This is a genomic window from Streptomyces sp. NPDC032721, from assembly GCF_055579625.1.
Genome location: NZ_JBVIMX010000025.1, coordinates 29,690 through 49,845, shown reverse-complemented (window position 1 = coordinate 49,845; position 20,156 = coordinate 29,690). Strand labels below are relative to the sequence as shown.

The 20,156-nt window shown below is 67.5% G+C and carries 18 protein-coding genes; 7 read left to right on the top strand and 11 right to left on the bottom strand.

The features are described from left to right. Positions 1-191 precede the first annotated feature (191 nt). The 5 genes from ACZ5PB_RS37360 to ACZ5PB_RS37340 all read left to right on the top strand — a co-directional run bounded on the left by ACZ5PB_RS37360 (position 192) and on the right by ACZ5PB_RS37340 (position 4,613). Positions 192-680 carry a hypothetical protein gene (locus tag ACZ5PB_RS37360; protein WP_468697516.1) on the top strand — a complete coding sequence of 163 codons (489 nt, stop codon included), beginning with the start codon at positions 192-194 and terminating at the stop codon, positions 678-680. Next, entirely contained in the window at positions 677-2,548 is a 1,872-nt protein-coding gene (locus ACZ5PB_RS37355) for a hypothetical protein (RefSeq protein ID WP_468697515.1), read from the top strand. The genes ACZ5PB_RS37360 and ACZ5PB_RS37355 overlap by 4 nt, the downstream gene beginning before the upstream one ends. A 68-nt stretch (positions 2,549-2,616) precedes the next feature. Further along, complete coding sequence (locus tag ACZ5PB_RS37350; RefSeq protein WP_468697513.1) at positions 2,617-3,819, top strand: S8 family serine peptidase; 1,203 nt, start codon at positions 2,617-2,619, stop codon at positions 3,817-3,819. A gap of 67 nt (positions 3,820-3,886) precedes the next feature. After that, complete coding sequence (locus tag ACZ5PB_RS37345; RefSeq protein ID WP_468697511.1) at positions 3,887-4,249, top strand: WXG100 family type VII secretion target; 363 nt, start codon at positions 3,887-3,889, stop codon at positions 4,247-4,249. A gap of 58 nt (positions 4,250-4,307) precedes the next feature. Beyond that, entirely contained in the window at positions 4,308-4,613 is a 306-nt protein-coding gene (locus ACZ5PB_RS37340) for a WXG100 family type VII secretion target (RefSeq protein WP_468697509.1), read from the top strand. Positions 4,614-4,687: 74 nt separating this feature from the next. Here ACZ5PB_RS37340 and ACZ5PB_RS37335 read toward each other — a convergent pair whose 3' ends face one another. Continuing rightward, positions 4,688-5,326: an ATP-binding protein gene (locus tag ACZ5PB_RS37335; protein WP_468697507.1), complete on the bottom strand. Its 639-nt coding sequence runs from the start codon at positions 5,324-5,326 to the stop codon at positions 4,688-4,690. 196 nt (positions 5,327-5,522) lie between these two features. Here ACZ5PB_RS37335 and ACZ5PB_RS37330 point away from each other — a divergent pair, with 196 nt between their 5' ends. Together ACZ5PB_RS37330 and ACZ5PB_RS37325 are read left to right on the top strand one after the other, a co-directional pair. After that, entirely contained in the window at positions 5,523-6,407 is an 885-nt protein-coding gene (locus ACZ5PB_RS37330) for a helix-turn-helix domain-containing protein (RefSeq protein ID WP_468697506.1), read from the top strand. Beyond that, positions 6,404-6,607, top strand: a complete 204-nt coding sequence (locus tag ACZ5PB_RS37325) for a DUF397 domain-containing protein (RefSeq protein WP_468697504.1) — start codon at positions 6,404-6,406, stop codon at positions 6,605-6,607. Before ACZ5PB_RS37330 ends, ACZ5PB_RS37325 begins: the two co-directional genes overlap by 4 nt. A 425-nt stretch (positions 6,608-7,032) precedes the next feature. On the opposite strand, the gene ACZ5PB_RS37320 is transcribed toward ACZ5PB_RS37325, so the two are convergent. From ACZ5PB_RS37320 to eccCa, 10 genes are all read right to left on the bottom strand, one after another. Beyond that, a complete protein-coding gene (locus tag ACZ5PB_RS37320) occupies positions 7,033-7,434 on the bottom strand; it encodes an Imm50 family immunity protein (RefSeq protein WP_468697502.1) in 402 nt (133 codons plus the stop codon). Next, positions 7,421-7,909: an Imm50 family immunity protein gene (locus ACZ5PB_RS37315; protein ID WP_468697501.1), complete on the bottom strand. Its 489-nt coding sequence runs from the start codon at positions 7,907-7,909 to the stop codon at positions 7,421-7,423. Before ACZ5PB_RS37315 ends, ACZ5PB_RS37320 begins: the two co-directional genes overlap by 14 nt. Positions 7,910-8,045: 136 nt before the next feature. After that, a complete protein-coding gene (locus ACZ5PB_RS37310) occupies positions 8,046-8,318 on the bottom strand; it encodes a hypothetical protein (protein WP_468697500.1) in 273 nt (90 codons plus the stop codon). A gap of 36 nt (positions 8,319-8,354) precedes the next feature. After that, complete coding sequence (locus ACZ5PB_RS37305) at positions 8,355-8,894, bottom strand: hypothetical protein (protein WP_468697499.1); 540 nt, start codon at positions 8,892-8,894, stop codon at positions 8,355-8,357. A gap of 218 nt (positions 8,895-9,112) precedes the next feature. Further along, entirely contained in the window at positions 9,113-9,529 is a 417-nt protein-coding gene (locus ACZ5PB_RS37300; RefSeq protein WP_468697498.1) for a hypothetical protein, read from the bottom strand. A gap of 54 nt (positions 9,530-9,583) precedes the next feature. Further along, a complete protein-coding gene (locus ACZ5PB_RS37295) occupies positions 9,584-9,793 on the bottom strand; it encodes a hypothetical protein (protein ID WP_468697497.1) in 210 nt (69 codons plus the stop codon). Then, entirely contained in the window at positions 9,790-14,613 is a 4,824-nt protein-coding gene (locus tag ACZ5PB_RS37290; RefSeq protein ID WP_468697495.1) for a putative T7SS-secreted protein, read from the bottom strand. The genes ACZ5PB_RS37295 and ACZ5PB_RS37290 overlap by 4 nt, the downstream gene beginning before the upstream one ends. Further along, positions 14,613-15,290: a hypothetical protein gene (locus ACZ5PB_RS37285; RefSeq protein ID WP_468697494.1), complete on the bottom strand. Its 678-nt coding sequence runs from the start codon at positions 15,288-15,290 to the stop codon at positions 14,613-14,615. Before ACZ5PB_RS37285 ends, ACZ5PB_RS37290 begins: the two co-directional genes overlap by 1 nt. Beyond that, positions 15,287-15,688 carry an SseB family protein gene (locus ACZ5PB_RS37280; protein WP_468697493.1) on the bottom strand — a complete coding sequence of 134 codons (402 nt, stop codon included), beginning with the start codon at positions 15,686-15,688 and terminating at the stop codon, positions 15,287-15,289. The genes ACZ5PB_RS37285 and ACZ5PB_RS37280 overlap by 4 nt, the downstream gene beginning before the upstream one ends. Beyond that, on the bottom strand, positions 15,670-19,638 hold the full coding sequence (gene eccCa, locus ACZ5PB_RS37275) for a type VII secretion protein EccCa (RefSeq protein ID WP_468697491.1): 3,969 nt from the start codon (positions 19,636-19,638) through the stop codon (positions 15,670-15,672). Before eccCa ends, ACZ5PB_RS37280 begins: the two co-directional genes overlap by 19 nt. Positions 19,639-20,156 lie beyond the last annotated feature (518 nt).

Sequence of the window (20,156 nt, the reverse complement as noted above, 5' to 3'; positions counted from 1 at the left end):
GGGACGGGTGGGACAAGTACCCATCTAGGGTCGTGAAGTTTCTGTAATCGCGGAAACAGCCAGTCCAGTAAGCCGGTTGGCATACGCAGGTAACTGGTTACAGTGATGTTGGTGTGACGGGTGGGGCTTGCGTTCACTGCGATCGCAACCGGTGCGGGTAGAGCAAACGGGGATGGGGAGGTCACAGGATCGTGAGCGATCTGGAAAAGGGAGTGGGCGCGCTGCGCCGCTTCCAGAAGCGGGTCAACGTCCTGCTGAGCGAGCTGGAGGGCAGCGACGGGGGCCGCACGAAGCTCGCGGCACAGACGGTGTCCCGGGCGTCGCTGAGCGGCGGCTCGGCGACGTTCGCGGAGGCGGACGGGCTGTACAGCCAGTACAACCGGGTGCACCAGTCGCTGACTTCACTGTCGAAGACGCTGGGCGACCAGATCGAGCTGCTGAGCATTGGGGTGCATGCGGCGGAGGTCGGTTACGACAACGTGGAAGAGGACGTGCGGCGGCGGCACCAGGCGATCAGGGACCGCCTGGACGAGGCACGGGACGAGGACAGGGCACGGCAGAACGTCTACCAGGCCGGGCTTGAGCAGATTAGGGAGCGCGACCAGGCGGGCTACGGGACACAGGGCCCCGTGACGACTCCGCCCAGCTCGGGGGACGCGAATGACGGGAGCGGACTGTGACAACGCCTGAGAACCCTGTGCCCAAGGCGAGTGAGCAGGACCTCACCGAAGTCCAGGAGCAGATCAAGGGAGCCGACTCGCTGCGCGGGTTCTCCGAGTCGCGCTCGCTGCTGATGCGGCCGGACGCACCCGCCGCGCCGTGGCCCTCACCTATGCTCAGGCCGCCGGGCGTGCCGGGATTCGCCACGCGTACCAATTTCGAGGGCCACGATCTCAACGCGATGATCGACCTGGTCGATCAGGCGAACCCCAAGGATCTGGAGAACGCAGGCGCCGCGCTCTGGGCGGCCAGGGACGCCCTGCGGGCGGCGGCCAAGGAGCTCAAGGACTTCGTCACCGCAGTTGACTGGAAGGGCGAAGGAGCTACCCAGTTCCAGAAGTTCGGACTGGGGCTTGTCACCCATGCCCAGGGCTTGAGCGACTTCGCCGATACGGCTGCTACCCAGATCACCGTTGCGGGTACCGGACTTGCCTCGGTGCACAAGGCGATGCCGCCCAGGGACTCCCGCCTCGACAAGCGGAAGGTGGAGGACATACCTCTGCCGGGCAGGGTCGAAGGCAGCGCGACGTACGACGCGGCGGTCAAAGTCGAGAAGGACCGTCAAGAGGCCATCAACCAGATGAACCGCCTCTCGTCCTTCTACGCGGTGTCACAGCAGACCCTGGCGTTGCAGGAACCACCGGCGTTCGACCAGATCCTGAAGGCCAACGTGCCGCCGCCCAGCGGTGACGGAGGCCCGTCCGAGGCGGCAGCCCGGAGCAGCACGGCGCAGATGGGCATGGCCGCCGCCACCGCGCTGCCCGCCACTGCCCGCCCCGACGCGGTCGCGGCGCCGGCCGCCGCCGGCGGGCAGGCCGAAGCGGCCGGCACCCCGGCTGCCACGGCGCCCGGCGCGGCAGTTGGCGGTGTGGCAGCCGGAGGGGTCGCGCCCGGCAGCGACGCATCGATGGAACTCGCCCGGGCAGCGGCACCGCCCGCACCGGCACCTGCCCCCGCTCCCGGAGCGCCCCCGGCGGCACCGCCCACCGCCCTCCCCGGGCAGCCGACCTTCGGCACGCCTCCGCCGATGGTCCCCGGGTACGCACCGCCGGCCCGGACCGGACAGGTCAGGGCCCCGGCCATGCCGAGCAACCCGGTCGGCCGCACGGGCCAGCCGCCGATGGGGCGTGCGACGACGGGCCAGCCGCCCATGGGCCGTACGGGTACGACGGGACAGCCTCCTATGGGCCGCACCGGTACGACCGGGCAGCCGCCCATGGGCCGCGCGGGGACCACCGGCCAGCCGCCCATGGGGCGTGCGGGTACGACGGGCCAGCCCCCGATGGGCCGCGCGGGTACGACCGGTCAGCCCCCGATGGGTCGCACGGGTACGACGGGGCAGCCCCCGACGGGCCGCGCCGGGACCACCGGCCAACCCCCCATGGGACGTACCGGACGCGTCGAAGGCATCACGGGCGGCAACGCCCAGCGCACCACCCAGGGCACCTCGGGCACTCGTATCCCTCGCGGGACCGTCGTCGGCAGCGAGAACGCGGCCCAGTCCCGCACCACAACCGGTCGTGTCCCCACGAGCGGAGCCATCGGCGCGCAGCCCGCAGCCGGTACCTCCGCCCGCCAAACCGGCCGAACTGCACCCGCCGTCAACGGAGTTGTCGGCACGCCCCGGAACAACGCCGCCTCGGCCGGCCGCACCGCCACGGGCGGCTTCACCCAGGGCGGCGCGGGACTCGTCCGGGGCCCGGCAGGCTCCCGCAACCCCGACGAGCCCCGCGATCAGGAGGGCTCGAAGCGTCCCGACTACCTGACCGAGGACGAAGAGACATGGACGGCAGGGCGCCCCGGCACCGTGCCTCCAGTGATCGGCTGAGTACGACGAAAGGTCCGGAAGTCAGCATGACGGCAGGAACGAGCCAACTCCGAAGGCGACAGCGGTGGGTGCCGCGTGCCCTGGCTGCGGTCGGGACGTGCGCCATCGGGCTCGCGGCCGCAGCGCCGCCTGCTGCGGCCGCGCAGCCGGCCCCGGAACAGTGGTACTTGGGCCCGATGCAGGCCGAGGCAATGTGGAAGGTCTCCACGGGTAAGGGCATCAAGATCGCCGTCGTCGACTCCGGTGTGAACCCGAACACCGCGTCCCTGAAGGGACAGGTGCTCCCCGGCCTGGACACGAGCAAGCGCGAGGGGAGCAGCCCCTTGACCGAAGACCTCAACGGCCAAGGGACCACCACGGCAGAGCTCATTGCCGGAACGGGCGCAGGCGGCGGCATCCGGGGCCTGGCGCCGGGCGCGAAGATCATTCCGTATCGGGTGCCGCTCCTGAAGCACAACGAGCTGCAAGGCATCGACGATCCGGTGTACCGCGCGGTGAAGGCTGCAGCGGACAGCGACGCCAAGATCATCCATGTCTCGGTCGGCAACGAAAGCGTGGTCGGCGCGAACCCCGTGCCGGGCTTGGCGAACGCCTACGAGTACGCGTTCGGCAAAGGCAAGTTGATCATTACCGGTACGGGAGACAACGCGAAGCAGGGAAACAAGCCGCAGTCTCCTGCGAAATCAATCGATGTAGTAGGTGTCGCATCGATCGACCGGTCGGGCAAGGCGGCCGACTTCTCGCAGCATGGGAAGGACGTGGACCTCTCAGCTCCCGGCGTCGACACTCCGCGCTGGTGCGATGCGAAGTTCCAGCGCTACTGCCAGGGCAATGGAGGTGGCGTGGCCGCAGCGGCCCTCACCTCTGCCTCGGCGGCCCTGATCTGGTCGATGCACCCCGATTGGACGGCGCAGCAAGTCTTGCGAGTGCTCTACGACACGGCAAGCCGCAGCTGGGACGTGCGTACGCACAACAACTTCCACGGCTTCGGCACCATCCGTCCACGTGAGGCGGTGCTCCAGGGCAAGGGGAACCCGGGCAAGCCGGACTCCAAGAGGCTGATCTCCCGAGTGCAGCCCGTCCCTTCCGCCGCTCCCACCAAGCCGCCGAAGGCAACCCAGAAACCGGATTCCGCCGGTCTGGCCGCCACCTCCAAGGATGCGGATACCGGCGACGGCACCAATACCCCCCTCCTCATCGGCGGCATCGCAGCCGCCGCCCTGGCCCTGGCCGCCGGCACCTTCGCCGTACTCCGCCGCCGCGCCTCCTGAGCCCTCAAACCACTCAGACCACCTGTCCCACACCCCACACGCCACACCCTCCGAAAGGAAGCCACCCATGTCAGACCGCCAAAGGCTTGATGACCACTCACTCACCCGCCTGCAGACCACCCTCACCAACAGCTTCGAGAGCGTGAAGGGCCAGCTGCACCGCCTCAACGGCACCATCGACAGCCTCGAAGGCCAGTGGCAGGGCATCGGCGCCGGCGCGTTCAACACGAAGCAGGCCGAGGTCAACCAGAGCATCGTCCGCATCGGCAAGCTGCTCCTGAAGTTCCAGGAGGGCATCGAGGCGGCCCGCACCATCGGCGGCAACACCGAGGACGAGATCCTCCAGGCGATGCGCGGCGTGGACGTGGTGGACGGCTACCAGGGCGACGCGAGGGCCGAGGCCAACACCTCGAACCTCAACAAGTTCTGACCCGCCACCACCCGCCGCACACCAGGCACCACTCCCACCCACCACTCCGGAGGCACCCATGCCGTCGAACGAACCCGGCTCGATGATCGTCACGTACCACGCCCTGGAGCTCGCGGCCCGTGAGGTCCGCAACCAGGCGAAGAACCTGGAGGGCGACCTCGCCGCCATCAAGGCGCAGATCGCCAGCGTCTCCGAACTCTGGGCGGGCAAGGCCCGCGAGGAGTACAACAACTCGCAGAACCAGTGGGACCAGCAGGCCCGCAGCATCCACGACTCGCTGTCCCAGATATCGAAGCAGATCGACGAGGCCGTCATGCGGTACAAGTCGGGCGACATCAAGGCAGCGGGCTACTTCACGCTCTGACAGCCGTTACGGCCACCAAGGCCAGGCACGCACACGACCAGGGGTGGGCACACGCGGGAGGTGCCCACCCCGAGTCATGCCCCCACACCCGTACCCCGCACGGTCAACGGCTCCGCCCCACGCAGCCGCAACGCGGGCCCCTCATCCAGCCCAATCACAACGGCCCGCCCGTCCGCCGCGTACTGCACGCTGCACACCACACGCCACGACCCCCACACCCGCACTTCCTGCCCCGGCCGCACCGCGACCGCCGCAACGGTCGGGTCGACGACCACCGGCACCCCCAACCGCGCGGCCTTCACCTCCGCCCACACGGTCTTGCCCACCCCACCGGCCCGCCTCCGCACTCCCCACTGAGCGGCCAACGCCTGCACCACCAGCAGCCCACGCCCCCCAACCTCGTCATCCCCCGGAACACGAGCCTCGGGAACACCGTCCCCCGCGTCACTCACCTCCAGGGTGAGCAGCCCCGCCCCGACGGCGTACCGGACACGCACCTCCACGAGCCGCCCCTGCGGAACAGGTACCCGTACGGCATTGGTCACCAGCTCGGAGGCCACCAACAGGGCGCTCTCCACCCCCTCTCCGTCCACGGCCCACTCCCCGAGCACGGCCCGCAAGGCAGCCCGGGCCCGCGGCACACTCCTGCGGCTGCGGGACAGCCGGAAGACGGCTTCGTTCTCGACATCGTTCGGTACGGATCGCTCTGTCATGACGGCCCCCAAGGGGTAGAAGTCACCGCCGGAACCAGCCACGCCCCAAGGCGAGTTGAGATTCGGGCTTCCGTGTTCAGCAGAGTGCCTGCGGATCATGCGAGTCTGCAACGTTGTCGACAGGCATCATTCCAATGTTCCACCTTTCGAGTTAATCGCGACGCAAGACACCGTCCCCTCTGCTAGACGTGAGGGCATGCTGCCGAAGAGCACCACACCGAATCCGTCGACCGTCCTCGGCCGCCAACTCGGCGGCGAACTCCGCAGGTTGAGGGAAGCGGCGGCCATGACGACGAGCCAGGCCGCCGATGCTCTCGACTGTACGAAGGGCAAGATCAGCCGGATCGAGAACGGCCGCGTCGCCGTCCGGCTGCCCGACCTGGCGGCGATGCTGCTTGCCTACGAGGTCTCCGACCCCGACCTGCGCAACCGCCTGGGCACGCTCGCCCGCAAGGCCAACCGCCGCCGTAGGGAAGGCTGGTGGAACCAGTACGCCTCCGTACTCGCCGACACGTACCGCGACTACATCGCCCTGGAGGACACCGCCGACTCGATCCGCTCTTTCCAGGCTCAGCTGGTGCCGGGGCTCTTCCAGACTCCGGACTACATCCGTGCGGTGACGATCGCCTCCGGCTCGTGGGATACGGCCGAAGAAGTCGACAGGTTCGCAGAAGTGCGCATCGCGCGTCAGGAGCGTCTCACCGGCGCCTCACCACTGCGCATGTGGGCCGTTCTCTCGGAGGCCGTACTCCTCCAACAGGTGGGCGGACCGCAGGTGATGAACGAGCAGCTTCACCACCTGCTCGCGGTCTCCGAGCTGCCCAATGTGACCCTTCAGGTCCTGCCGTTCTCCCGCGGGGCCCATGCGAGTATGTTCGGCCCGTACGTACTGCTGGGTTTCCCCGAAGAGGGGGCGCTCGACGTCGTGTTGGTGGACAACCCGTCCGGGTCGGTCTGGCTGGAGCGAGAGGCCGAGGTCGCGCGCTACCAGCACCTGTTCGACAACGCCGCCAAGTCGGCCCTCTCCCCGGTGGAATCCCGCACGGTCATCCACCGCCGGGTCAAGGAGAACAGAGCATGACGAGCGCAGGCCGAACCACGCCGGACCTCTCGGGCGCGAGGTGGCGCACCAGTACGTACAGCGGTGGGAACAACGAGTGCGTAGAGATCGCCGACAACCTCCCCCACCTCATCCCCATACGCGACAGCAAGCACCCCGCCGGCCCGGTCCTGACCTTTCCCCGCGCCGCCTGGCAGTCCTTCATCATGTACGTGCGCTGACCGAGCCGCGCACAGAGAGGGCGGGCCCACCGGCAACGGAGCCCGGCCCCTCGCCGCTCAGACTCCTGTCTCGCGAACGCGAAGAATGTCCCCCATCGCGAGTGCCTCGGTCCCTTCCCCGACCAGAGTCACACGAGCCGCATGAGGCGGATCAAAGGCCTCGACCACCACCTTCTCGTACCGCTGGATCTTCTCCAGCGTAAAGACCAACCGCGGTACGTCTCCGTCCCCGAGGACCAACGTGTCACCACGCCGTACCTCACCGCCCACGCACCTGACCACGCACGTTCCCCAGGAACCCGCCGAGGCTTCGAACTCATAGATCTGAAGAAGACCGGGGTTTTCCTTCACGGGCCGGGGAACGGGGGACGCGCCTTCACTCAAGCTCACAGAAATCAACATACGGGATAAAGGCCCACGCCACTTCACTCAACAGAGGAGGCGAAAAAGGAGCGAATGCGTACCAAAGAGCAAGACGCCGCATCGAAGGACAGCGAAGAGCCCGGAGCCTCTGCGGTCACCACGACGCGCCCCTGCCGCTCTTCCAGCCGCACCTGCTTTTGCCCCGGATGCACCCAGCCGCTCACCACGAGACCCCGTACGCCCGTGAATACGAGTGAGAACTTGATCGCGTTGTGCCGCTCGTCGGTCCTGAAGCTGGGGATGAGAGCGGGGCCGGCTTCCCCGTCCTGAATCTCGAAACCCAAGGTGACCGCGCACTGACGCTCGTCGATTTGGATGTAGAAGAGATCGCAGGCACTGAGCACAGAAGGATCGACCAGGATGCTCCGAGCAGAACCGGAAGGGCCGGCATCAGCGCCGTTCAAAGAAGTTCTCCACGTGAGGTTCCGGCACGGTCGCGTGCAGTCGGCGGTCAAGATAATTCGCGAACAGATGCGGGCCGCTGTCCGCCCCGTCCTGCCCCAGACGGAACCCACTCAAGTGGCCGGCCAGGACATCGGAGTAACAACTGAACCGAAGGATCACGGCCTCGTCCGTCTCCACAGCCACCCAGATTCTGTGTCTGTCATCCGGCGACGTGAGCGACAAACTGCCCATGACGGGCGGGCTCCAGCCGCAGAGCGAGAGATCCTCGACCCCAATGAACTCGAAATGACACTGCACCGCATCGACCCCGGCACTTACCCATTCCGTCGGCAGGGGGAGGGGTGGATCGGGCAGATCAAGGCGCAAAGTCAAAGTCGGCCCACGCCAGTTGAGCTGGACCGAGCGAATCCGCACACGGTCCAGAGCGGGCAGCACTGCACCGTACAGCGGCGCAAGATACTCGCTGTTGCGCACGGCGAATCCTGTATTCCTTTGCATGCCCACCAAGTATCCCTCGCAATGGTCCCTTGCTCGCTTCCAAACGTAGCGCTGCGTCGAGGCTGAGAAGACCTTAGGGCCGACATTTCTCTTGAGGTGTGAGTACGAGTTCTCAGTTGAAGCTATGGATCGTGTCGCCCTCCGTCAGAAGCGTCAGTCCGTCTCCGGAGAAAGTGACTTTGCCGGAGTGAGTCTCGTTCAGTGCCGATACAATTTTTCCGTACCACTGAATGCTCTCCATTGTTACCCCTCCCTGCTGCTGACGGGAGGTGGTGAAATACATTCCGATCCTTGCCTCGCCTGATGTGCAGCGAACGACGCAGATCGTGTGCGGCCCCATTTCTTCCTCAATGGATATGATTCGGATGCTGCTTTGGCCCGCCACTGCTGTCTGCTTTCCTTGTGGAATCTCTCAATTTCCTCAGATGGGGGCGGGAAATGCAACGATCCAGTAATCGTACTCTTCAGCGGTTACGCCACAAATGTTGTCCCCCGAATTTGAGCACGCGATGAACTCGACACAGTCCTGATCGTCTCGTAGCCGAGAGATGTCAGTCTCAGGTGTAATTTTGACGTGAACCCACCCCACCCCGTGGCTTCCGGTACTAACCACTGTGACGAGGAATGTTTCATCTTCATCGAAGATTCCGGTCCTACGGGCGTGGTGCAACCATTGAGTATGGATATCTCCGCCGAGGCTGGAGAGGGGGAGGGATGCTACGGGTTCCACATCGCCTGCCACCGACTGCCAGGCCTGAGTAACGGTGGGGCCTAGCGGAATGATTCCAGGAACTTCCAGTATCTCCAAGGAGGCGTCCTGGACCTTCTTCAGGAGGGTAGCCCTCGATTCCTCCGACAGGGGTTCGCGATCCTCGGCCCTGGAAACGATGGGTATCTCCTTTACAGGGGGAGCCACGACTCGTATCCATGGCCGTCCCGTACTTGTCAGTTCACTTGCCATCAACTTTGCTCCTTGGAAGGAGGTGCGGAAGGCATGACAGAAAGTCTCTAGAGTACTGCCTGGGGAGTGGTGCCAGAAGTAATGGGGAGTGGTGCCAGAAGTAATCACGTGGATCAAATTGAGCAGTTTCCCTTCGCACACTGTCATGGCTAATTTCCTTAGCCATGACAGCGTGAGTCCTCCGGTCCGCCATTGGTGCGAGGAATGCTACCTGACGGTCAGACGTGTCGCATTATTTCGATTTCCACGGGCGGGATGGCCTTCAATTGGTGAAGGATATTTCCGAGGTCTTGGAAGGAGGAAATGCAGAAATCTTGGTCGTTCACGACGATATTCTGTGACACTTCAAGAAAGTCTTGAGAGTCGATTCCGCCGGATTCTTCGAAGATTCGCTCCGGATAAAGTGCCCAATTCTTTCCAGAGGTGTCAAGTCGCCACGTCATGATCGTTGGCGTCTGTTCGATGGCACACTTGAGTAATCCCTCCAGCGCGACAGAGTGGTGGGCATAGCGCATTCCAAGGTTGGACATCTGCTGATACCCGTAGGCAGGGTGGACGTCACCTCCGCATCTGAACCATTCGAGTTCCCCGAATTTCCGCATGACGCGCCCTGCGTATTCGCTGCGGTTTGTCATTACGCTACTCTATGCCACTCCGGCTTGGGCGTCTGCCAGTAATTCCTGTTCAAGTCATTGGATTTTCTCTGCGTCGTCCCAATCGGTTCCCCGAGATTCAATGAACTCACTGATGTACAATTCCGTCTCCTCGCCCAGGTCCTGACCATTCAGCCACAGAGACTCACATTCCGGGCAGGCCCAGAAATCCTCGCGACTGCTTTTTAGGCGGTATTTTTGCAGCCAGTCCTGACCGCAGTGTACGCAAACTACTTTGGGATTCATCGCCAACTCCTCGGGAAAGCTGTTATTACTTCATTTCCGTATTCGACGGTTATGGATATGAATTTTTCGCTGGGGTTGAATCCCACTTGCCTTCCCATTGGGATTATGTATGTCGTGCGAGCTCCCTGCTCGTTCACGGAAACGGCTCCGTCGCGGAGGCTCCACGACTCGTCCACAGTTTCGAGGATTCCCTTTCCTCCGGTATCGAACACTCCATGGGTTGGTTTGCCGGGCACGTCGCTGCCGTGTTGCTGTACATGGGTGATGCGGTGCTCACCATTTCGTCCCGGTCCGTAATCCAGTCCCTCTGGGCTCCTGAACCACCCGTCGCCGAGATCCTCCAGGTTGAGCCCACCACCGTTGGAGTACGGCGCCAACCCCAATGGGTCGCTCGATGTCTGAGGATTGTGGACGTACGCCGCCGGGTTGTTTGCTGGTGCCAGGCCCAGAGGGTCCTGGCTGAGGTAGCGCGCCGATTCTGGGTCGTAGTGGCGGAAGTGGTTGTAGTGCAGTCCTGATTCCGGGTCAAAGTACTGCCCGGGGAAACGGAGCGGTGTATACGTCCCACTTGCTGTTGACCATGCAGTTGTCCCCCACAAAGAGCTCCGCGCCCGCCAGGCAAGGTTGCCCTGCTCGTCGATTAGTTCGCGTGGGGTGCCGATGAGGTCGGTGACGATGCTGAAGAAGCGTTCGTCGATCTTGGTTTGGGGGAATTCGGCGGAGGTTACGCGCTCCGTCTGGGTTAGAGGGCGGAGTCCATGGTGGTCCCAGGTCAAGGTAACCGGGTTCGGGAGGGTGAGGGAGGTGGTGATCTGCTCACAGAGGGTGGTGCCGTCCCAGGTGAAGTCTGTGCGTTCTACGACAGTTTCGTTGCCCTCCCCTAGGCGTTGCTTTGCAGTGCGGCGGCCGAGCGGATCGTAGGTGTAGCGCCAGCGGGTGCCATCGGGGGTGGTGACCGCGGTGAGGTGATTCTCCGCGTCCCATGTGTAGAGCCAGGTGTCCGGCTTGCGTGAGAGGCGGGGCTTCTGGCGGAGAGTGGTGCGGCCGAGGGCGTCGTGTTCGTAGCGGACGGTGCCTGCGCGGGTGAGGTTGGTGCCGGTGTAGTCGCGGGTGCCCGTGGATTCCTGGCCGGGGTGGGTGGCGGGCCAGTTGGCCGAGGACTGGTTGCCTGCCGCGTCGTAGGTGTACTTCTCAGTCCAGTTGTGGGCACTGACGGTTGTGACCCGACCAACGCGGTCGAGGGTAAAAGTACTGGGGCCGGACAGTTGGTCGTCGATGCCGGTGAGGTTGCCGTCGGCGCGGTACGTGTAGGTGCGGCGTTGCACGCTGCGGCCCGCGTGTGTGACCTGCTGGTCCGTGAGGCGGCCCAGGGTGTCGTAGCCGGAGGTGAGGGTGACCGTCTCGCCTATGTGGCGGGTCAGTTCACGGCCCGCCGCGTCGTGCTCGAAGGTGAGGGTGCGGCCCGAAGTGGTGAGGGTGTCGCGGCGGCCTGCAGCGTCGTACGTCCAGGTACTGTTCGCGCCCGAGGGTGTGCGGCGGGAGGTGCGGCGGCCCAGGGAATCGTGGCCGAAGGTGAGGGTGCGGCCGTTCACTGTCTCGGACTTGAGGCGGCCGTAGCGGTCCCGGAGGAGGGTGACGGTGGCGTCCGGTCCCGTGGCCTCGGCCAGTTGGTCGAAGAGGTCGTACGTGTAGGTGGTGACAGCTCCGGCGGCGTCCTTGGAGAGGATGCGGCCCAGCTCGTCGCGGGTGTAGCGGACGGTCTGGTTCAGGGCGTCGACGCGGGTCAGCAGGTGGCCCGCCGCGTCATGGGTGTAGGTGAGGGTGCGGCCGTCGAAGTCCGTTTCGGAGGCCAGGCGCCCTGCGGCATCGTACGAGTAGTCCCAGGTCAGGCCCTGAGGGTTACGTACTTGGGTCAGGCGGAGTTCCGAGTCGTGCCGGAACTCGTAGCGCAAGCCGTCGGGGCCAGTGCGCGCCTTCATCAGGTCGAAGTGCGTGTACTCGAAGAGGGAGACGCCGCCCATCTGGTCCGTGTGGCTGGTGCAGTTGCCCTCGCCGTCGTACGTCCAGGAACTGGTGGAGCCGTCCGGGGAGGTGCGGCAGGCGAGCTGCCCCTCGACCGTCCAGTCGAAGTGGGTCGTTGCGCCGACGGCATCCGTGATCGTGATCGGGCGGCCGAACGCGTCCCGTGTGTAGCGGGTGACCGCGCCCAGGGGGTCGGTGATCTCTACCGGCAGGCCCGCTGCGTCCGTACGGACCTGGGTCGCGTTGCCCAGGGGGTCGACGACGGAACGGAGGCGGCCCGCTTCGTCGTACGAGAAGCGGGTGGTGGAGCCCGACGGGCCGGTCACCGCAGTGCGGTTGCCGCGTTCGTCGTACTCCTGGCGGATCGTCAGACGGTCGGGACCGGTCACCCGCACGGGAAGCCCGAGCGCGTTGTGCTCGGCGGTGGCCTCACGGCCGTCGGGGCGAACGGCACGGGTCACGCCGCCCGTTTCCGAGTCGTACTCGAAGTGCGTGGTGCGACCGAGTGGATCGGTGCGTGACAGGAGCCTGTGGCGCCGGTCGCGTTCGTACCGGGTGATGCCGCCCAACGGGTCGATCTCGGCGACGATCTGGTGGGTGTCGTTGACCAGGTAGCGGTGGACGGCGCCGGAACCGGTGGTGGCCGTGGTGACGCGCAGACCGGTGTCCGGGTCGATGTCGTCGTACGTCACACGCAGCGCGACGTGGCCCTCCGTGCCGCCCTCCGCTATGCAGCGGTCCTGATCGTCGTACTCGTACTCGTAGCGGCTGTAGTTGGTGTCGGTCCAGGAAGTGACGCGGGCACGCTCGTCGTACGTGAAGACGAGGGGGAGGCCGGAGGAGTTGGTGACTGAGGTGAGGTGGCCGCCGGTGTAGCCGTAGCGGACGATCTGCTGGTCGGAGCCGTCGGAGGCAGCACCGGCCAGGCTCAGGGAGGTGACCCGGCCGTCTTCGGTGGTGAGCTTCAGGTGGCGGCCGGCGTGGTCGACCAGGGCGGTGGGTGCGCCTGACTCGTCGTACTCGAAGGTGATCCAGTTGCCGTTGCGGTCGTCGATCTGGGTGAGGAGGGCTAGGTGGGGGCCGATGGTGGCGAAGTGCTGGATCCGGCCGGTGTCGGGGTCGGTGACCGTGTAATTCCCGGCGGCATCCGTGTCCAGCGGGCGGGCCGGACCGTGGGTGGGCAGGACCGGGACGCCAGGGGCGGGGTGCGGGTAGGGCAGCAGGAGGCCGTCCTCGCAGACGAGGATGACGCCCTCGGAGTCAATCTCCAGGCGCTGGTCCGCGGTCGAGGCCCAGGACGGGCCAAACCAGCGGCCGGACCGGTAGTTGGAGGCCACCCGCCGGGCGAAGGCAAGGGGCAGAGCGCCCGGCAGCGCGACATCGACCTGGGGGAGGTACATGACGCCGGTGGCGAGGTCGATGGGGTCCGAGGGGTCCTGCTTGAGCGGTGCCTCGGGACGGGTCAGCTTGTCAGGGTCTTCGGCCAAGGCCTCGCGCGCCTTGGCGAAGAGTTCGGCGGTTTCCGGGTCAACGGGCAGATTGGGCCCGTCGGCGCTGGGATCGTCGGTTCTCCTCGTGTCCGGCGTGCTGCCGTCAAGTTCTGTCCCGGGGGCTTTGGGGCCCCCGTTGTGTTCGGCCGCGCGGGCCGCCGCAGCCGCCTCCTGCCCTGCCCGCCGCGCCGCATTCGCCCCCTTCATCGCCGCCCCCGCGCCCCTCGTGCCGATCAGTTCCGGCACCAGCGTGCCCAGGAACTCGCTCGGGTCCTTCTTGGCGGTTTCCCAGAGGGTCTTCACCGCGCGGTCCGGGTGGGCCGCCGTCGTGGCCAGGCCCGCCAGGGTTGTGCTGGTGGACTTGAGGTACTCGGCGGGGTGGGTGATGTTGTACGCGTCCAGCGGGTTGACGCCCCGGACGAAGTTGGTCAGGCCGATGGTGCCCTTGGCGATGCCGCCGAGGAAGTGCGTCGATTCGGTGCCCTGTGCGATGGCCCAGTCCGCGCCGTCCAGCTTCAGCCGGTCCATGCCCGTCGGTTCCTGAGGGGCGTGCGCCAGGGCTGCGGTGACCTGGGATTTCGCCGTGGTCGCGGCGGTGTTGCGCTGGGTGCGGGCGGCGTTCAGGATCTCCTGCGCGCGGGCCGTCTTCGCGGCGCCCGGGTCGGTGAAGGGTTCCGGGCGGGGCGGCGGGTTCGGGTTGTTGCGGGCGGCGTTGTAGGCGTCGACCTTGGCGTTGTAGGCGGTGACTGCCGATTTGGAGGCCGCTTGGCCCTCCTTGTAGAGGGCTATCGCCTCCTTTGCCTGGCCCTGCGCCCAGGTGACCGTCGAGGCGTACGTCTCCAGGGCCTTCGCCGCGTCCCCGCACGCGTCCGCCGCGTGCAGCCAGTCCGTCGGCAGCGGAGCGAACTTCTGCCGGAAGGTGTCGGCCGCGACGCCCTTCCAGTGGCTGGAGTCCAGCTGCTTCATGCCGTTGCCGACCCGGCCGAACGCCGTCCCGAAGTCCCGCAGGTTCTTGGCCGTCGCCCGGATCTCGGCGGGCTTGCCGTGGATCAGCTCGTCGGGGTCCTCGGTCTGGCCGAGCTGCTGCTCGCCGACCTCCGCGCCCAGGTCGGACGCGACACCGTCGCCCCAGTCCTTGACGGCGTCACCCGCCTCTTCGAGGCCGACCTTCTCCAGGCCGTCGCCGATCTTGTCCGTACCCCAGTCGACGCCCTCCCCGAGCTTCTCCTTGCCCCAGTCGACCCCCTCGCGCACCTTGTCGTACGCCCCGCCGACGACCTTGTCGAACGCGTCCCCGAAGTCCGGCATCAGCGACCGCCCCCACCCTGTGCAGCTGTGTCCTGTTGCTGCGGCGGTGCCTCGCCGCGCTGCTGTGCCACCGCTTCCGGGGTCGGCTCGAAGAACTCGCGGAGCTTCGACTGCGCCCCGTCACGCTCCCCCTCGTCGATGATCCCGGTCCGTTCCATCCAGTCCGCGTTGGTGGCCACCACGTCGTACCCGGTGTTCTGCCAGGTCTCCTTGATCTCGGTGCCCGCCTGCCGGAAGGAGTCGCCGCTCCAGTCCGCGTTGTCCGTGGGGGTCTGGGCGCCGATCTCGGCCCAGCTCTTCTCCTTGACCTGGTCCTCGGTCAGATGCGGATTGCCGTTCAGGCCGTTCGCCACGACCTTGAACGAGTCCTTCACGTACTGCTCCTGCTGGTGGAAGGAGCCTGCGGAAAGGCCGACGCCCTGCGCGAAGTTGTTGCCGCGCATCATCAGTGCGCGTACGCCCCACTCCCAGCGGTCGCAGAAGGTCTTGAACTCCGCCGTCAGCCCGGCGTGCCCCAGCTCAAGACCCGACAGCGCGAGATCGGCGAAACCGCGCCCCGCGGTGGCCCGGCCGGTCATGGCCTGCTCGTTCAGCTCGGCGAGCGCACCGTTGATCCCGGACGCGATCAGCGCGAACGCGGGCTGCGCCGCCGCCAGATCCGGCTGTTCCCCACTCATTCGCCACCCCCGAGATCCACCGCGACCGACTCCGGTACGACACCTGCCACCGGCGGGAACAGCGTCCCGTCGTCGCTTCCCGCGTCCAGCGCCACCCCTGCGGGCACGCCCAGCGCGGGCACCATCACATCCAGCAACCGGGCCCCGTACACCCGTTGGTACGTCCACTCCCGCCCGGCATCCCCCTGCGCGAACGCGAAGCGCGCCAGCGCTGCTTCGTCGGAGAACGCGCAGATCCACCGCACCCCGCCCCACTCGGCGGTCCACAGGCCGCCCGACGCGTCGAGCGGTACGAGCACCGTGTTGCGCCGGAACTCGCCCAGCAGCGCGGCGAACTCCCTGCGCGCGACGGCGATCCGGGCCGCGTCAGCCGTGTCCTTCACTGCCCGTCCACCCACCCCGTCTGCACCAGCGGGTTCCCCCGCCGCCGCGACACGAAGAAGCCCCGCCCCGCCGGCATCGGCCTGGGCTTCAGGCCCGCCAGGACCTCGCCCTCGTTCGGGTCGCCGGACAGCAGCAGGCCCTGCGCGCCCAGCTCCTGGATGCGCTGCATGAAGGGTTCGTACGCCGCCCTGCTCGCGCCCGCCGTGCTGCGCGCGATCAGGAAGCGGACGCCCACGTCGCGGGCGAAGGGCAGGAGCTCGGTGAGGCGGCCCAGCGGGTTGCCGCTCGACGTCGAGACCAGGTCGAAGTCGTCGACGACCACGTACACGTTCGGGCCCTGCCACCAGCTGCGGTCGCGCAGCTGCTGCGCCGTGACGTCGGCCGCCGGGGTGCGGCGGCGCATCAGGCCCTCCAGCGCGTCCACGTGGTGCTCCATGTTGTTGGACATGGGCACGTACTCGGCGAGGTGCGTGGGCGGGGTGACGTCCAGCAGCCCGCGCCGGTTGTCGATGACGAAGAACTGGGCGGCGGACGGGTCGTAGCGCTCTGTCAGCTGGCGGATGAGGAGCCGCAGGAGGTTCGTCTTGCCGGATTCGGACTCGCCGTAGACGAGGAGGAAGGGGTCCTGGTCGAAGTCCAGGAAGACCGGTTCCAGGCGGTTCTCGTCGATGCCGAAGGCGATGCCGCGCTCCGGGTGTGCGTTGCCGTGCGGCAGCGAGGCTGCGGCCAGTTCGCGCGGCAGCAGGCGTACGGCGGGGGCGCCGGGCGCCGTCCAGTGGCGGGTGACCTCGCGGGACATCGCGGTGGACGCCTCGGAGAGGTCGGTGTCGGAGTTGATGCCGTCGATCCGCGGGACCGCCGCCATGAAGTGCAGCTTCTCCGGGGTGATGCCCCGGCCGGGGACGCCCGGCGGCACGTTCACCGCGACCTTGCGGTCGATGTCGGAGTCCATGACGTCACCGAGCCGCAGTTCGAGGCGGTTCATCAGGTGGTCCTTGAGGTTGGCGCGGACCTCCATCGAGCGCGACGCGGTCAGGACGACGTGGATGCCGTAGCCGAGGCCGCGGGCCGCCATCTCCACGACGAGCTGCTCCAGACCCTCGTACTCCGTACGGAAGGTCCCCCAGCCGTCCACGACCAGGAAGACGTCGCCCCACGGCTGGTCCGTCACCGATATCTCGCCGCGGGCGCGCATCCTGCGGTACGTGGCGATGGAGTCGATCCCGGCGGAGCGGAAGTACTCCTCGCGCCGGGCCATCACCCCGTACACCTCGGCGACCGTACGCCGCACCCGCTCGGGGTCGAGCCGGGACGCGATGCCGCCGACGTGCGGCAGCCCGGAGACCGCCGACAGTCCGCCACCGCCGAAGTCGAGCCCGTAGATCTGGACTTCCTGCGGGGTGTGGGTCAGGGCGAAGGCGGAGACCAGGGTGCGCAGCAGCGTCGACTTGCCGGACTGCGGGCCGCCGACGATCTGCATGTGTCCTGCCGCGCCCGAGAAGTCCCGGTAGAGCGTGTCGCGGCGCTGTTCGAAAGGCTTGTCGACGACGCCGAGGGGTACGACCAGACGTCCCGCGCCCTCGAACCCGGGCTGGGTCAGCCCGCGTCCCGGCACCTCCGCGAGGCCCGGGAGCAGCTCGTCGAGCGTGGGCGGGTTGTCCAGCGGCGGCAGCCACACCTGGTGCGCCTCGGCGCCGCGCCCTTCGAGCCGCCGCACGATCACGTCGAGCACGGTGTCCGACAGCGCGTCGTCCGTGCCGCCCGCACCCCCCGCCTCCGCTACGGAACCGGCCGCAGGCGCCAGATAGCGCACCGGCACCGGAGCCGCAGTGAACAGCGCCGGAGTCCGGTCCACCGGCAGCGTCCCACCCGGTAGCGGTCGCCGGTCCCCGCTCCGGTAGACCCCCGAGACGTACGCCGCCTTGAAGCGCACCATCTCGTCGGTGCCGAACTTGAGGTAGCCGGAGCCCGGCACGTTGGGGAGCTGGTACGCGTCCGGAACGCCGAGCGCCGCCCGCGACTCGGCGGCCGAGAAGGTCCGCAGCCCGACGCGGTAGGAGAGGTACGTCTCCAGGCCGCGCAGCCGCCCCTCCTCCAGGCGCTGCGAGGCGAGCAGCAGATGCACGCCGAGCGAGCGGCCGATCCGGCCGATCTGCACGAACATCTCGATGAAGTCCGGCATCGCGGTCAGCAGCTCGCTGAACTCGTCGATGACCAGCACGAGGGAGGGGATGGGCTGGAGCGGGGCGCCGGCCGCGCGCGCCTTCTCGTAGTCGTGGATGTTGGCGTAGTTGCCCGCGTCGCGCAGCATCTCCTGGCGGCGGTTGAGCTCGCCCCGGATCGAGTCGCCCATCCGGTCGACCAGGGTGAGGTCGTCGGCGAGGTTGGTGATCACGGCCGCGACGTGCGGCATCTGCGACATTCCGGCGAAGGTGGCGCCGCCCTTGAAGTCCGCGAGGACGAAGTTCAGGGTCTCGGAGGAGTGGGTGACCGCGAGGCCCAGGACCAGGGTGCGCAGCAGCTCCGACTTTCCGGAACCGGTCGCTCCGACACACAGCCCGTGCGGGCCCATGCCCTCCTGTGCGGCCTCCTTGAGGTCGAGCATCACCGGGCTGCCGTCCTCGCCGACCCCGATCGGCACCCGCAGCCGCTCCGACTGCGAGCGCGGCCGCCAGGTGCGGGCGACGTCCACCGACGCCGCGTCGCCGAGCCCCAGCAGGTCGGTGAACTCCAGGTTGGCGAGCAGCGGCTCGTCGTCGTCCCCGCCGGACGCCATCCGCAGCGGCGCCAGCTGCCGGGCCAGCGCCTCGGCCGCCTCCCGGCTCAGGCCGTCGGGCACGCCCTCGTAGACCATGCCGTCCCCGGACTCCAGGTGCAGTACGTCCGGCCGTACGACGACGGAGAGACCGCCCCGCGCGCCCGACATCTCACCCGGTACGACCTCGACGACGGTCACGCCCTGGAGCCCCTCGGGGGACGCCAGGACGGACATCGGCGGCACCGAGAGGCCGTCGATCACCACGATCAGGTGCGGCTGGTCGAGCAGCGCGGGCCCGCCGGGCTGGAACCGGGGCCGCCCGTCGAGACGGCCCGCGATCAGGTCCTCCAGCTCCTGGATCCCGCCCGCGATCAGCCGCCGGGAACCCGCGCCGTCCCCGTCACCGGGCGCCTGCGCGTGCGGCAGCCACTTCGCCCACTCCCACTCGGCCGCGCTCGCCGCGCCCGCGCCGACCGCGATCACCAGGTCCTCGGGCGAGTGCAGGGCGGCGAGCGAGCCGACCACCGCGCGCGCGGTGGACCGTACGCACTCCGGATCGCCGCTCACGGTCAGGTGGTAGAAGGCCCGCAGCGAGACGGCCATCGGCAGCCCGTCCAGCGTGCTGTGCACCTGGAGGAACTGCTGCATCGCGCCCGCCGTGAGCGGCTCCAGCTCGTCGACGGGGGCGGTCTCCGGCGCGATCAGCGGGGTGGCGAGCTGCTGGCTGCCCAGGCCGATGCGCACCTGGCCGAAGTCGGGGTCGGCGGCGCGCCGCTCCCAGACCCGGCTGCCCTCGGCGACCAGCGCCCAGAGCTGCTCGGGGGAGGGGTGCAGGTAGTACTGCGCGTCGCGCTGGACGCGGGCGGTCTCCAGGACGGTACGCCTGGTCCGGGTGAGGTACTTGAGGTAGTCGCGCCGCAGATCGGCGAGTTCTCCCTGGGTGCCGCGCCGGTAGCGCACCAGCATCGCGACGGCCATGGCGATCGTCGAGGCGATCATCACCATGCCCATGATGCGCATGATCGGGTTCGGCGTCATGAAGAAGAACACGACGGACCCGCCCATGCCCAGCATGGGCAGGATCTGCATCAGCGCGCCCTCCTGCTGGCCGCGCGGCAATTCCGGAGGCGGTTGCAACTGCACCTGCTCAGCGGGAATTTCGGATGGCAGCGCACGAGGTGGGCGCTTGACGACTATCTGGCTCACAGCTCCTCAATTCCCTTACCGGGAAGAGTCGTTCCTCCTGCACATTTCCTGATGGCCGACCCCGCCCGCGGGGATCTTAACTTGGAGTGGGGGTGCCAGGTCGGCGGTAGGGTGGCGCACGGGTCGTATGCACTGCTGTATGCACCCGCGAACTATCAGAGCAAACGGTGTTGTTCAGGACAACTGGTGATTCGTCCTCCGATCCGGCGACCCCTGCGGGCATTTCGGCGCACGAGGGGCGCCGAGCCCTGCCGCGCAGGGGCCGTTCACCGGGCATCCGGAGCGCATCGTGAGCACCTGGTGAAAACCTCGTGAAGGTACTCGTGAAGGTTTCTGAGCGAGCACATCCGTGAGCCGCTGAGCGACCGCATCCGTGAGTCTCTGAGCGACCACATCCGTGAGCCTCCGCGCGAGCACCAACGTGAGCGCCATCCGACGGGAGCAGAAGTTGAGTACGACGGTCTCCGCGCCGACACCCACCGGCGGCCACCCCGGCCCCGCGAACGGCCGTCCGGCCC

Excerpts from the sequence above, each read along its gene's own strand:
- ACZ5PB_RS37345 (WP_468697511.1), top strand. The coding sequence starts at position 3,887 with ATGTCAGACCGCCAAAGGCTTGATGACCACTCACTCACCCGCCTGCAG.
- ACZ5PB_RS37340 (WP_468697509.1), top strand. The coding sequence starts at position 4,308 with ATGCCGTCGAACGAACCCGGCTCGATGATCGTCACGTACCACGCCCTG.
- ACZ5PB_RS37335 (WP_468697507.1), bottom strand. The coding sequence starts at position 5,326 with ATGACAGAGCGATCCGTACCGAACGATGTCGAGAACGAAGCCGTCTTC.
- ACZ5PB_RS37330 (WP_468697506.1), top strand. The coding sequence starts at position 5,523 with ATGCTGCCGAAGAGCACCACACCGAATCCGTCGACCGTCCTCGGCCGC.
- ACZ5PB_RS37325 (WP_468697504.1), top strand. The coding sequence starts at position 6,404 with ATGACGAGCGCAGGCCGAACCACGCCGGACCTCTCGGGCGCGAGGTGG.
- ACZ5PB_RS37305 (WP_468697499.1), bottom strand. The coding sequence starts at position 8,894 with ATGGCAAGTGAACTGACAAGTACGGGACGGCCATGGATACGAGTCGTG.
- ACZ5PB_RS37300 (WP_468697498.1), bottom strand. The coding sequence starts at position 9,529 with ATGACAAACCGCAGCGAATACGCAGGGCGCGTCATGCGGAAATTCGGG.
- ACZ5PB_RS37295 (WP_468697497.1), bottom strand. The coding sequence starts at position 9,793 with ATGAATCCCAAAGTAGTTTGCGTACACTGCGGTCAGGACTGGCTGCAA.
- ACZ5PB_RS37290 (WP_468697495.1), bottom strand. The coding sequence starts at position 14,613 with ATGCCGGACTTCGGGGACGCGTTCGACAAGGTCGTCGGCGGGGCGTAC.
- ACZ5PB_RS37285 (WP_468697494.1), bottom strand. The coding sequence starts at position 15,290 with ATGAGTGGGGAACAGCCGGATCTGGCGGCGGCGCAGCCCGCGTTCGCG.